12 protein-coding genes are annotated in these 13,345 nt (G+C 61.0%); 6 read left to right on the forward strand and 6 right to left on the reverse strand.

Going from position 1 to position 13,345, the window contains the following annotated elements; genetic code table 11:
* Window positions 1-96: 96 nt before the first annotated feature.
* From C0V73_RS13100 to C0V73_RS13125, 6 genes are all read left to right on the forward strand, one after another.
* Window positions 97-972, forward strand: coding sequence for a DMT family transporter (locus C0V73_RS13100; RefSeq protein WP_102020452.1), 876 nt, complete (start codon window positions 97-99; stop codon window positions 970-972).
* 23 nt (window positions 973-995) lie between these two features.
* Complete coding sequence (locus C0V73_RS13105) at window positions 996-2,495, forward strand: ABC transporter substrate-binding protein (RefSeq protein ID WP_172450173.1); 1,500 nt, start codon at window positions 996-998, stop codon at window positions 2,493-2,495.
* 79 nt (window positions 2,496-2,574) lie between these two features.
* On the forward strand, window positions 2,575-3,489 hold the full coding sequence (locus C0V73_RS13110; RefSeq protein ID WP_102020454.1) for an ABC transporter permease: 915 nt from the start codon (window positions 2,575-2,577) through the stop codon (window positions 3,487-3,489).
* Window positions 3,490-3,498: 9 nt separating this feature from the next.
* The gene (locus tag C0V73_RS13115) at window positions 3,499-4,416 is read left to right on the forward strand and encodes an ABC transporter permease (RefSeq protein ID WP_102020455.1); all 918 of its coding nucleotides are present in this window, start codon (window positions 3,499-3,501) and stop codon (window positions 4,414-4,416) included.
* The gene (locus tag C0V73_RS13120) at window positions 4,409-6,028 is read left to right on the forward strand and encodes an ABC transporter ATP-binding protein (RefSeq protein ID WP_102020456.1); all 1,620 of its coding nucleotides are present in this window, start codon (window positions 4,409-4,411) and stop codon (window positions 6,026-6,028) included. The genes C0V73_RS13115 and C0V73_RS13120 overlap by 8 nt, the downstream gene beginning before the upstream one ends.
* Before the next feature lie 26 nt (window positions 6,029-6,054).
* Complete coding sequence (locus C0V73_RS13125) at window positions 6,055-6,948, forward strand: dihydrodipicolinate synthase family protein (RefSeq protein WP_102020457.1); 894 nt, start codon at window positions 6,055-6,057, stop codon at window positions 6,946-6,948.
* A 64-nt stretch (window positions 6,949-7,012) separates the two neighbouring features.
* On the opposite strand, the gene C0V73_RS13130 is transcribed toward C0V73_RS13125, so the two are convergent.
* The 6 genes from C0V73_RS13130 to C0V73_RS13155 all read right to left on the reverse strand — a co-directional run bounded on the left by C0V73_RS13130 (window position 7,013) and on the right by C0V73_RS13155 (window position 13,247).
* Window positions 7,013-8,446, reverse strand: coding sequence for an aldehyde dehydrogenase family protein (locus tag C0V73_RS13130; RefSeq protein ID WP_102020458.1), 1,434 nt, complete (start codon window positions 8,444-8,446; stop codon window positions 7,013-7,015).
* A gap of 12 nt (window positions 8,447-8,458) precedes the next feature.
* Window positions 8,459-9,196 carry an MBL fold metallo-hydrolase gene (locus C0V73_RS13135; RefSeq protein ID WP_102020459.1) on the reverse strand — a complete coding sequence of 246 codons (738 nt, stop codon included), beginning with the start codon at window positions 9,194-9,196 and terminating at the stop codon, window positions 8,459-8,461.
* A 10-nt stretch (window positions 9,197-9,206) separates the two neighbouring features.
* Window positions 9,207-10,292, reverse strand: coding sequence for an ABC transporter ATP-binding protein (locus C0V73_RS23445; RefSeq protein WP_102020460.1), 1,086 nt, complete (start codon window positions 10,290-10,292; stop codon window positions 9,207-9,209).
* Window positions 10,289-11,077: an ABC transporter permease gene (locus C0V73_RS13145; protein WP_210200164.1), complete on the reverse strand. Its 789-nt coding sequence runs from the start codon at window positions 11,075-11,077 to the stop codon at window positions 10,289-10,291. Before C0V73_RS13145 ends, C0V73_RS23445 begins: the two co-directional genes overlap by 4 nt.
* A 2-nt stretch (window positions 11,078-11,079) precedes the next feature.
* A complete protein-coding gene (locus C0V73_RS13150; RefSeq protein WP_102020820.1) occupies window positions 11,080-11,943 on the reverse strand; it encodes an ABC transporter permease in 864 nt (287 codons plus the stop codon).
* Window positions 11,944-12,173: 230 nt separating this feature from the next.
* Window positions 12,174-13,247 carry a spermidine/putrescine ABC transporter substrate-binding protein gene (locus C0V73_RS13155; RefSeq protein ID WP_102020462.1) on the reverse strand — a complete coding sequence of 358 codons (1,074 nt, stop codon included), beginning with the start codon at window positions 13,245-13,247 and terminating at the stop codon, window positions 12,174-12,176.
* Window positions 13,248-13,345: the final 98 nt, after the last annotated feature.

The following is a 13,345-nucleotide window of genomic DNA, read 5'->3' on the forward strand; positions in this document are numbered from 1 at the left end:
GGCGGCAAATTTTACATCGGGAAATCATTTGACAAAGATGGCCGGAAGTTGGATGTTTTGAGCATGCCGACGTGGAGGTCGGTCCGGGAGGATGGCATGCATGCAGAAGGGAAAGGCGAGCGGGTTCCCGCCGCAGTGCTCTTTGCAGTTGGAGCGGCGGTCTTGGCTGCGTCCGATGCCGTCATCGTGCGCGCTCTCGATAGCGCCGTGCATCCCTTCGTGATTGCCTTCTTCCGCGCCTTGTTCGGTGCTGTCGTGCTCTTGCCCTTCGTTCTTGTGCGGCCAAAGGTGCTGCAATCAACGCATACGCTCGGGCAGCACGCCATCAGGGCACTTTTCAAGCTTTTCGCGATGGTCGCCTTCTTTGCTGCCTTCAGCATGGGGCCGCTTGCGGACGTCACGGCCATTGCCTTCATGTCCCCGATCTTCGTCGTGCTTGGCGCCGCAGTTCTTCTTGGGGAGCGGCCCGGTCTTTCGATGCTCTTTGCGGTCGTCGTTGGCTTTTCCGGTGCCATGGTCATTGTCGGACCATCACCTTCGGGCTTCACGCTCGCAGTCGCGCTGGCTTTGGCGGGTGCACTTCTGCAGGCCGCAATCCAGCTGATCCTGAAGTCGATGTCACGCGGTGACACGACCTCGACCCTGGTGGTTTGGAATCTTCTTTTGACCGTGCCGATTTCGCTGGCGCTTGCCGTACCCTTCTTCGCCATGCCGGGAAACCGGGAGCTGGCGCTGCTGGCTCTTCAGGGCGTGGTCGGCACCAGCTGCATGGGGTTAATGACCCATGCCATGTCGCTTGCCCCGGCAAGCATCGTCGCGCCGGTCGATTTCCTGCGGTTGCCCCTCGTGGCCGTCGGCGGATTTGCCCTGTTCAACGAAACCATCGCCCTGACCACCGTGGTCGGCGCTGTTCTGATCTGCCTCGCAGCGCTCATGGCTGCGCGCTCGCGAGGCGTGAAAGCTTCAAACTGAATTCATCTGGGAGGAGAATGAAAATGAGAAAGACTGCATTGCTTTGTGCCCTCGTCATGGGCACGTCCTTGTCGCCAGTCCATGCCGGTTCCGGCGCGATCAAGGTCGTGTTGGCGGAGGAGGCCGATCTGCTCGAGCCTTGCATGGCGACGCGCTCGAATATCGGCCGCATCATCATGGAGAATGTCAGCGAAACGCTGACGGAGCTCGATGTGCGTGGCGGTACTGGTGTTCAACCGCGTCTCGCTGAGAAATGGGAGCAGAATGCCGACGGCAGCTGGCGCTTCCATCTGCGTCAGGGCGTCAAGTTCTCCGACGGAACCGCCTTCGATGCCAAGGACGTCAAGCACAGCTTTGACCGCATCATGAGCGACAAGAACACCTGCGAATCCCGTCGTTACTTCGGCGGCATGACCGTCACGCCGACCGTCGTCGACGACTACACGGTTGATTTCAAGGCCGATCCGGTCCAGCCGATCCTGCCGCTGCTCCTCACGCTGGTCACCATCGTTCCGGAAGAAACGCCGCTCGAATTCGTTCGCGAACCGGTTGGCACAGGACCTTACAAGCTTTCCAACTGGACGCCAGGCCAGCAGATCGTCCTGACGAGCCGCGACGACTACTGGGGTGCGAAGCCCGAGGTGACGGAAGCAACCTACCTGTTCCGCGCTGACCCGGCGGTCCGCGCCGCCATGGTCCAGGCCGGCGAAGCCGATCTGTCGCCTTCGATCTCGCAGGTCGAGGCCACCAACCCGGCAACCGACTTCTCCTATCTCGACAGTGAAACCGTCTATCTGCGTGTCGACCACAACATCGAACCGCTGAACGACGTCCGCATTCGCCGGGCGTTGAACGTCGCGGTTGACCGCCAGGCCTTCCTCGGCACATTGCTGCCGGACAGTGCACTGCTCGCAACGGCAATCGTGCCGCCGCCGACGCTCGGCTGGAACCCGGACGTCAAGGTGCCGGCCTATGATCCCGAAGCAGCCAAGAAGCTGATCGAGGAGGCGAAGGCCGATGGCGTGAAGGTCGATACACCGATCACGATCATCGCCCGTTCCGCCAACTTCCCGAACGTCACTGAGATTATGGAAGCCATCCAGCAGCAGCTGCAGGAGGTGGGTTTCACGGTTGAGCTGAAGTTTGTCGAAGTCGCCGAGCATGAGCAGTATTACTCGAAGCCTTTCGCCGAGGGTCGCGGCCCGCAGCTGGTCGCTGCCATGCATGACAACTCGAAGGGGGATCCGTCCTTCTCGATGTTCTTCAAGTATGCGACCGAAGGCACGCAGTCCGGCTTCTCGGATCCGAAGGTCGATGACCTGATCAAGCGGGCCTCCGCCGCCGTTGGTGAGGAACGCGCCAAGCTCTGGTCGGAAGCGATCGCCTATCTCCATGACGAAGTGGTGGCTGATGTGCTTCTCTTCCACATGGTCGGCTTCTCGCGTGTCTCCGAGCGTCTGGACTTCAAGCCGACGATGGCGACGAATTCCATGCTGCAGCTCTCCGAGATCAAGATCAAGTAATCGTCGGGCGGAGTTCGCCCGTACCAATGCAAGTCATGCGGCGGGATGATCCCGCCGCATCGTTTTCTCCGAGGACGCCATGCTGAGCTTCATCCGAAAACGCGCCGTGGCCAGTCTGATCTCCCTGATCGGGCTCGTGGTCATGGTCTTCTTCCTCTCCCGCCTGACCGGTGATCCGGCGGCCCTCTTCCTGCCGGTCGAAGCATCGGAAGAGATGAAGAACCAGTTCCGCGAGCTGCATGGCCTCAACGATCCCCTTCTGGTGCAGTTCGGCCGTTACGTCGGCGATGTCTTGACCGGCGATCTCGGCGAGTCCCTGCGCAAGGCGCGGCCGGCGCTCGACGTGGTCCTCGAAGCTTTCGTCTGGACGTTGTGGCTCGCCGTCATCACCATGAGCTTGGTGACCGCTGCCGCCATCGTTGTCGGCTCGCTCGCCGCATTCCGGGCCGGCGGCTTCTTCGACCGTTTCTCGTCCATCGTCTCGCTGGTAGGTGCCTCTGTTCCGGATTTCTGGCTGGCCATCGTCGCGATCGTCATTTTTGCCGTGAACTTAGCCTGGCTACCAACCTCGGGTACCGGTACGATCTGGCACTGGATCTTGCCGATATCAGTGCTTTTTGTTCGCCCCTTCGGGATCATCGTTCAGGTCGTGCGTGGTTCGATGATCTCGGCGCTCTCGTCGGCCTATGTGAAGACGGCGCGGGCCAAGGGCGTGAAATCGACCCCGATCATCTTCGTCCATGCGCTGCGCAACGCCATGTTGCCGGTGATCACCGTGATTGGCGACCAGGCAGCCAGCCTACTCAATGGTGCCGTCATCATCGAAACGATCTTCGGCTTTCCGGGCGTCGGCAAGCTGATGATCGATTCCATCCTGCAGCGTGACTTCAACGTGGTGCTGGCGGCCATCCTCGTCACGGCGCTCGCCATCTTCCTCATGAACCTGCTGATCGATCTTGCCTATGCGCTTCTCGATCCCCGCATCCGGAATTGAGGAGACGGCATGTCCATCGAAGCAACCGCCATCATCGACGAACCGCACTTCCTCAAGCGCATGTTCCGCATGTTGCTGGCCGACAAGTTTGCGCTTTGCGCCGCGATCTTTCTGCTCATCATTCTCCTGATGGCCGTGATCGGCCCAAGCTGGCTGGGCGACCTCGCCACCAAGCAAAATCTGCGCGGCCGCAATGCAGCGCCCTTTGATTTCGAGAGAGCATGGGTCTGGTGGATGGGCGCAGACGCGCTCGGCCGTCCGCTCTTGGCTCGCATCATTGTGGCTACCCAGAACACCGTGATGGTCGCGGCCGGTGCCGTGCTGATTTCGGCTGTCATCGGAACGGTTCTCGGCCTGATCGCCGGCTTTTCCTCTCCGCGGGTCAGCCAGGTCATCATGCGGCTGGCTGACGTGATCATGTCCTTTCCGTCGCTGCTGATTGCGGTCATCGTGCTCTATATTCTCGGGTCCTCGATCTTGAACCTGATGATGGTGCTCGCGATCACCCGCATCCCTGTCTATCTGCGCACCACGCGGGCCGAAGTGCTCGAGATCCGCGAGCGGATGTTTGTCCAGGCAGCCCGTGTCATGGGTGCGTCGAGCAAGCGCATCCTCTTCCGGCACATCCTGCCGGTGGTCCTGCCGACGCTCACCACACTCGCCACCCTCGACTTTGCCTATGTCATGCTAGCCGAAAGTGCCTTGTCCTTCCTCGGCATCGGCATCCAGCCGCCTGAGATCACCTGGGGCCTGATGATCAGCCAGGGGCGGCAATATCTCACCAACGCCTGGTGGCTCTCGTTCTGGCCAGGGCTCGCGATCATCCTGACGACGATGTCGCTCAACCTGCTCTCCAACTGGCTGCGGATTGCGCTTGATCCGGTGCAGCGCTGGCGTCTGGAAATGAAAGGGGCCAAGAATGGCTGACCATCTTCTCGAAGTCCGCAATCTCTCAGTCGAGTTCCACACAGCAGTCGGCGTGGTGAAAGCCGTGCGCGACATGTCCTACCATCTCGACCGCGGTGAGACGCTGGCGATCCTTGGCGAAAGCGGGTCGGGCAAGTCGGTGTCGTCGTCGGCGATCATGAACCTGATCGACATGCCGCCCGGTCGCATCTCCTCGGGCGAAATCCTGCTCGACGGTATCGACCTCTTGACGATGCCGCTGGCGCAGCGACGCGAGATCAACGGTCGCAAGATTGCGATGATCTTCCAGGATCCTCTCAGCCATCTGAACCCAGTCTATACCGTCGGCTGGCAGATCCGCGAGGCGCTGACCACGCACGGCACGGAAAGCACGAAAGCCCAGGCCGAGGCCCTTCGCCTTCTCGGGCGCGTCGGTATTCCCGACCCCGAACACGCCCTCGACAAATATCCGCACGAGTTTTCCGGCGGTCAGCGTCAGCGTGTGATGATCGCCATGGCGCTGGCCTTACGTCCCGATCTCCTGATCGCAGATGAACCGACGACCGCGCTTGATGTCACGGTGCAGGCCGAGGTGCTGGCGCTTCTCAAGGAGTTGCAGCGCGAGACCGGTATGGCCGTCCTCATCATCACGCATGATCTCGGCGTCGTGGCCGAGATTGCGGATCGGGTGGTGGTGATGGAAAAGGGCGTGTTGGTCGAGGCCGGCACGGTGCGCGAGGTCTACAAGAATCCGCAGCATCCCTATACGACGAAGCTGATCGCGGCAGCGCCGGGCAAGGGCGACATGCATCAGCCGCTGAAGAGTGCCGAACCCGTGCTGAGCGTGCGGGACGTGCGCAAGAACTATGGCGCCTTTGCCGCCTTGAAGGGCGTCTCCTTCGACCTGCTCGCCGGTGAGACGTTGGCCGTCGTCGGCGAAAGCGGTTCGGGAAAATCGACACTCGCCCGCATCCTGCTCAGGCTCGATGAGCCGGATTCCGGGTCGGCGCTGTGGAAGGGCAGGGACCTTTTCCAGCTGTCGCCCGCCGAACTCTACAAGCTGCGTCGCGATCTGCAGATGGTCTTCCAGGATCCGACACAGTCGCTCAATCCGCGCATGACCGTTTACCAGCTGATCTCCGAAGCCTGGGTCATCCATCCCGATATCCTGCCAAAGGCCAAGTGGCGCGAGCGGGTTGCCGAACTCTTGGCCCAGGTGGGGCTTGGACCGGAGCATATGGGGCGTTACCCGCACCAGTTCTCGGGCGGCCAGCGACAGCGCATCGCGATTGCCCGGGCGCTCGCGCTTGAGCCGCAACTGATCATCTGCGATGAGGCGGTGTCCGCGCTCGACGTGTCGGTCCAGGCCCAGGTCATCGCGCTTCTCGACGGGTTGCGAAAGAAGATGGGCATCGCTTTCATCTTCATCGCCCATGACCTGCCGGTCGTGCGAGACTTCGCCGACCATGTGATGGTCATGCAGAAGGGCGAGGTCGTGGAACTCGGAACGGTCAGAGAGATCTTCGAGATGCCGAAACAAGCCTACACCCAGGCGCTGCTCGCCGCCGGACTCGATCCCGATCCCGACGTGCAGGCGCAGAACCGCGCCGCACGTCTTAGCCGCGCCTCCTAAGTCAGAAAATTCCGGAGAACATCGTCATGTCGAAAAAGGCCTTCGTCGCGCTCGTCACCTGCTTCAACGAAGACGAAACGATCAATTACGAAGCCACCCGGGCCCAGGTGCGCCGCCAGGTGGCCGCCGGCAATAACATCATGTGCGCCGGCACCAATGGCGATTTCACCGCGCTCACTTTCGAGGAAAAGGTAAAGCTCGCGGAAGCCGTGGTCGACGAGGTCGACGGCAAGGTCGACGTGATCGTCAATGCCGGCATGCCGGCGACCTTCGAGACGATCAAGCTCGCGAAAGAGTTCGACCGGATCGGCGTCACCGCAATCGCCGTCATCACGCCCTTCTTCATCGCCTGCACCCAGGACGGCCTTGTCAGACACTTCTCGACGGTTGCGGATTCTGTGAAGACGCCGACCTATCTCTACGACATTCCGGCCCGCACCCAGAACCACATCGAACCGGAAACGGCCCGCAAGCTCGCAGCCCACGGCAACATCGCGGGCATCAAGGACTCTGGCGGTGCCAAGGAAACGCTAGAAGCCTATCTTGCGGTGTCCCGCGACATGCCCGGCTTCGATGTCTATTCTGGGCCGGACCATCTGGTGCTCTGGGCGTTGCAGAATGGCGCTGCCGGCTGCATTTCGGGGCTTGGCAATGCGCTTCCCGATGTGCTCGCAGGGATCCTGAAGGGCTACAATGGCGGTGATCTCGCAGAGGCCGAGCGTCAGCAGGCGATCTTCACGGCCTTCCGGACCGATCTCTACGCCCTTGGCTTTGCGCCTGCCATGGTCAAGCGGGCGCTCTTCCTCCAGGACAATTCGGTCGGCGCCAGCCGCCAACCGGCACTCTTGCCGGATCCAGAGCAGGACGCGAAGATCGCGGATATTCTTCGGCGATTTGGTCTCTCGGTCCAGTCGCACTAGAGCACGTCAGGTACCTTGGCGACCGCGGCTCTGATGGCATCCGCGGTCACAAAGGAGTTGATCTTTAGGCCGCACTCGGCCGATGCACCGTCTTGATCTCGAGGAAGTCTTCAAGCCCGAACATGCCGCCTTCGCGCCCGTTGCCCGACTGTTTGTAGCCGCCGAACGGGCTGCCATAGCGATGGGGCGCGCCATTGATATGCACCATGCCGGCGCGAAGCCGCGCGGCCACGCGTTCGGCGCGGTCGAGGTCTCCGGACTGAATGTAGGCGGCCAGGCCGTAATTGGTGTCGTTGGCCACCTCGATCGCTTCCTCCTCGGTGTCGAAGGGAATGATCGCCAGCACCGGACCGAAGACCTCATCGCGGGCGATCCGCATCTGGTTATTGACGCCGGCAAAGATGGTCGGCTTGACGAAGTAGCCTGTCTCGAAACCCTCAGGCTTGCCGGGGCCACCAACGAGAAGCTCAGCGCCCTCAGCGATGCCAGCCTCGATCAGTGTCTGGACGCGGCCATATTGGATGTCGCTGACCAGCGGGCCGATATGTTCGCCGGCTTCTTCTGGATTGCCGACCTTGACCTCGCTGCCGACGCGCCGGGCAATGTCGACGGCTTTGTCGTAGACAGATCGCTGGACCAGAAGGCGCGTCGGAGCGTCACAGGACTGGCCGGAATTGTTGAAGCATTCGAGCACACTGCCGGTAATGCGCTCTTCGAGATCCGCATCCTCGAAGACGATGTTTGGAGACTTGCCGCCGAGTTCGAGGGTGACGCGCTTGACGGTATCGGCGGCATCCTTGCTGACCGCGGTACCGGCGCGGGTCGAGCCGGTAAAGGACATCATGTCGATGTCCCGGTGCTGCGAGAGCGCTGCACCAACATTGATGCCATCGCCATTCACTAGGTTGAACGTGCCGGCCGGGAAGCCAGCCTCGTGGACCATCTCGGCGTAAAGCAGGGCGTTGAGAGGCGTGAATTCTGACGGTTTCAACACGCAGGTCGAGCCGGTTGCGAGCGCCGGAACGACCTTCAGGGCGATCTGGTTGATCGGCCAGTTCCACGGGGTGATCAGGCCGCAGACGCCGATCGGCTCGCGCAGCACGATATCGCCGTTAGGCAGTACTTCGCGCAGCTTGATGCGCTTCAGCGCCTCGATGAAACCTTCGAGGTGGCCGACGCCGACATGCGCCTGCTGATCGGTGCTCATGGTGATTGGCGCGCCGAGTTCGAGCGTTATGGTACGGGCCATTTCGTCGTAGCGGCGGGTGTAGATCTCAAGCAGCTTTTCGAGAAGCGCGATACGTTCGTCGAGGCTGGTGCGGCTGTAGCTCTGAAATGCCGTCTTGGCAGCGGCAACCGCGCGGTCGATATCGGCCGCCGTGCCCATCGAGATCACGGCGATCGGCTTTTCGGTCGCGGGGTTGATGACCTCCAGGTCGTGAGGCGCGATCGGATCGACCCACTCGCCGTTGATGTAGAACTTGCGCTTGTCGAGCATGCGTGCCTCCCGTCAGATTGTCTTATGTTTTGCGTCGAGCCAACCGGTGATCAACTCCCGGTATCGTTCGCCGCTGAAGCTCGGAAAATGGCCACCATGCACCAGCCGCACCTCGATCCGCAGCAGGCGCTCCATGGATGCGTGATAGTCATGGGCGTTCGAATGGTAGGTGTCCTCGATCAGCGGACCGTCGTAGAGAATGTCGCCGGAGAACAGGATCTCGGTTGCCTTCTCATAGAGTGCGATACCCCCGGGGGAATGGCCGGGTGTGTGGATCACCTCGAACTGCCGATCTCCGAGATCGATCATGTCACCGTCCTCCAGCAGCCGCGTCGCCGGCGCCCGCTTCACGGAGTAGCATTTCGAGCAGTAGGGTTCGGGCGGCAGCGCGTCGAAGATGTCGTCGGTGACGTAAGGATCAGCCAGCGTGTTTTCGCGTGTCGGATCTGCGAGCAGATCCGCCTCTGCCGAATGGACCGCACGGCATTCGAATTCATGGTGGCAGCCGATGTGATCGAAATGGGTGTGGCTTGCCACCGCGATCAGCTCGCGCTCGGTGACAAGCGGCACCCACTCACGAAGCGAAACGACACCCATGCCACTGTCGACAAGCATGTCGCGATCTCGCCCGCGCACATGCCAGATGTTGCAGCGATAGAATTCCTGGATATGCGGCTCGCAGATATAGGTCACGTCATCGTCGAGACGGCGGACACTATACCAGTCCTCAGGGCGCATGCGCGATTTCATCAAGTGTCTCCTAAGCGTCGGCGAGAGCGACGATGGTATCTGCCTTGACCGTCAACTCGAATTCATCGCCCGGCTGCGGGTGTGCGGTTTGCGGCAGATGGGCGGTTATGACGATCTCGGAATTGCCGTTGGGCTGAAGGTGGCATCGGTGATGCGCTCCGAAGAAGGCGCTGTCGGTGATCCGCGCATGGCCGAGCGCAACCATTGCGCCCTCTTCGCCGGCGGACCGGAAATGTTCGGGGCGAATGCACAGGGTGATCTTATGGTCTGGCGACGGCGTGTCCCCGGTGAAAGCCGTGATGGGGATGATCGCTGAGCCGAGCGCCGTTTCCACCTGCGCTTCGCCTTCCGCAATCGAGATCACCCGACCGGGCAGGAAGTTGGCCTCGCCCATGAAACCTGCGGCAAACAGCGAGCGCGGCCGCATATAGATGTCCGAGGGTCTGCCGACATCTTCGATCCGGCCGTGGTTCATCACCACGATCCGGTCAGCGATCGCCATGGCCTCTTCCTGATCGTGGGTGACATGGATGAAGGTGGTGCCGACACGCTTCTGGATGGCCTTCAGTTCGTCCTGCATCTGGCGGCGAAGCTTCAGATCCAGCGCGCCGAGCGGCTCGTCGAGCAGCAGCACATCAGGATCGACGGCAAGCGCGCGGGCAAGCGCCACACGCTGACGCTGGCCGCCGGAAAGCTCGTGCGGTTTCTTCGACGCGGAGGCCTTGAGCCCCACGAGATCGAGCATGGCGAGCGCCTTTTCGTTGCGTTCGGCCTTTCCCATACCGCGCATGCGCAGACCAAAGCCGACATTGTCGATGAGCTTCATGTGCGGAAACAGCGCGTAGTCCTGGAACATGGTCGTGGTCGGCCGTTTTGCCGGCTCGACATGTGTCATGTCCTTACCGCCGATAGCGATCGTGCCAGCGCTCGGCTCGATAAAGCCACCCAGGATCGAAAGCAGGGTCGTCTTGCCGCAACCCGACGGGCCAAGAAGCACGATGAACTCGCCGGCGGCAATCTCCAGCGAGACATCGTCGAGCGCGCGGAAGGCACCGAAGACTTTCGTGGCGTTTCGGATCGAGACGTCTGCGGTCATTGGGATTTCCCGGATTTCCTGAAGACGGCGAGTTCCATGACGATGAGGAACGCGACGGAGATGAGGAAGACGACGCTGCCGATGGCGTTGGTCTTTGGGTCGAGGCCGGAGCGCAGCATGCTCCAGATCTCGACCGGCAGGGTCACGTCGAAGCGCGACAGCAGGAATGCGATGATGAATTCGTCCCAGCTGAACGTCACCGACAGAAAGAAGGCGGCGAGGATGGATGGCATCAGCATTGGCGCGGTGACAAGCGTCATGACTTGCCAGTCCTTCGCGCCAAGATCCCGTGCTGCACGTTCGATATTGACCTGATGGCCGCCCATAGAGGCGTAGATGATCGCAAAGCAGAGCGGCAAATTGATCACGACATGACCGATGCCGACGGTCCATAGCGATAGCGAAACATTGAGCCTGGAGAGCAGTGATAGCAGACCGAGCCCAATAATCAGCGTGCTGACCGTCATCGGCGCGACGATCAAGGCGCGCTGCAAGCCGGATGCGGGAAGCTTGTAGCGGGCAAAGGCATAGGCTGCGAGGAAGCCGAGCAGGCAGGAGATCGCGGACGAGATTATCGCGACGATCAGCGAGTTGAACAGCGCCGACATCAACTTTTCGTCGGCGAAGATCTCGCCGTACCACTTCCAGGTCAGGCCATGCAGGGGTGGCACAGGCAGCGTGCCGTCCTGGAAGGAGAAGATCACGAGAACGGCGACCGGCAGGAAGATGAAAACATAGAGCCCGCCGGCGTAAAGGATCGCAAGTGCCGTGTTGAGATGCCGCATGGTTACGTCCTCTCCATCTTCAGCCATCGGGCACAGGCGAGGTAGGCGATCGTGACCACCACCATCAGCACCAGCGAAAGGGCGGCTGCCATGGGGAAATCGGCGCGGCGGCCGAGCTGCAGCATGATCACCTGCGGCAATACGAGCTCATTGTTGCCGCCGAGGATCTGCGGGGTGATGTAATCCCCGATGCACAGCACGAAGGTAAGGAAGGCACCGACCATGATGCCGGGCAGCGTCAGTGGCAGGATCACGTGCCAGAAGGTCTGGAAGCCGTTTGCGCCGAGATCGGCTGCCGCGCGGCGGTAGTTCGGCGAGAGCTGAACGAGATTGGCATAGATCGTCAGGGTCAGCAGCATGACGAAGAAATGCACGAAGCCGATCACCGTGCCGGTCCGCGTTGCAGACAGTTCGAGCGGCTCGGCGATCAGGCCCGTCCACATCAGCACTTGGTTCACGACACCACCCTTGGACAGAACCAGCAGCCAGGAATAGGAGCGCACCACATAGGAGGTCCAGAACGGAAGAATTGCCATGATCAGGGCAAAGCGTTGCCAGCGTCGCGGCACGCGTTCGGCAATGATCCAGGCCAGCGGATAGGCAAGCAGGATCGAAATGATCGTGACGGTGAGTGTCACCTCGAGCGAATTGAACAGCGCTTTCAAGAAATGCGGCTTGCCGAAGAAGGCGGCGTAGTTGTCGAGCGTCCAGGTGGCGACGATCTCGCGGCCTTCGCGCTTCCAGAAGCTGATCGCCGCCATGTAGAGGAAGGGCACGAGAAAGAAGGCCACGGTCCAGAGGACCGCCGGCAGCGCAAATCCCCAGGCCTTGCGGCGTTCTCTGCGCTCGAGCGCGGTGGCGGTCATCGACGGGATACTCCGTTCATGCAGGGCAATCGGCTCGGCTGGCAGGTTTTCATGATGGCCGATCTTCAAGGCGGCCACAAATCTTCAGGGCCGAACTTCTGTCGAAAGCGCGCAGTTCTTCATCGCAGCATGTGACCGCAGGGGCCGCGATGCTCGCGATGAAATAACAGCGTGAGGGAAAGCTTGGGGTGCGGACGGAAGACACCTACCGCGCCCTTTATGGGCAGCGTTTATTGCTGCAGCATTTCGGTCCAGACGTCCTGCATGGCCGCGTCGAGATCGGCATTGGCCACCGGATAGAGCTGGGTGTTCTTCAGGTATTCGGGTTGCTTGTCCCACCGCAGTGCGGTCTTCTGCTGGTCGTTCAGCTGCTCGCCGGCCTTGGCGTTTGCCGGCATGCCCCAATAGCAGGACGAAGTGGCTAGGCGAGCCTGGCCTTCTGGGCTCATGATATACTGCACGAACTTGATGGCCAGATCCTGCTTGGTCGAATCTTTGAACACGCCGATCGACTGTGCCCAGCGCAAGGCGCCCTGCTTCGGCACGGTCCAGTCGAGGTCCGGCTTTTCGGCGGTTAGACCTGCGGTCACCCACTCGCCGCCGCCGAGGATGATGTCGACCTCGCCGCTGACAAGCGCGGTCTGCGAGGCGACAACGTCACTCACCTGACGCGAGACCTTCTTCATCTCGAAGAGTTTTTCCTTGATCGCCGGGAGATCGGCTTCCGTCAGGTCGGCGGTGTTCTTGCCGATAGCAAGGCCGGTCAGGCCGATCATCGGCAGGTAGTAGTCATAGAGCGCGATGCGACCCTTGTATTTCTCGGACCAGAAGATCGACAGGTCTTCCATGTCCTTCGGATCGACCTTGCTCTTGTCGTAGGAAATCGTGTTGTAGCCGAACTTTTCCGTCACGGCGTAGATCTTGCCGTCCTTGGTGTTGTTGGCTTCCATGCGGACTTCCGGAAAGATATCGGCCATCGGCAGCTTGTCGGCCGGAATTTCGGCAAGAAGATCCATTTCGACGGCGCGGGGCACGTCGACACCGTCGATCACGAAGACGTCCCAGTCGCCCGGGCGCGACTGCTCGACGATCGAGAGACCGGCGCCGGTTCCCTCATATTCCTTGAGATTGACCTTGACGTTGTTCGCCTTTTCGAAGGGCTCGATCAGCGCCGGGTCGGTGTGGTCGCACCAGACGAGGGCATTCAGCTCCTCCTGAGCATGAGCCCCTCCGGACAAGGCGGAGATGGCAACGGTCGCAAGAAGCAGGCGGCGGGAGAGCCCGCCCAGTACGGTCTTTTCCATAAGTTCACCCTCTTGTCGAAGGCCCCGAGCGGACCCTCGCGTTGATCAGAATAGCGCTCGTTTCGGCGCCTTGAGAAAAAGATTGAGTGAATTCATTT

This window comes from Rhizobium sp. TH135, from assembly GCF_002855515.1.
GTDB lineage: Bacteria > Pseudomonadota > Alphaproteobacteria > Rhizobiales > Rhizobiaceae > Allorhizobium.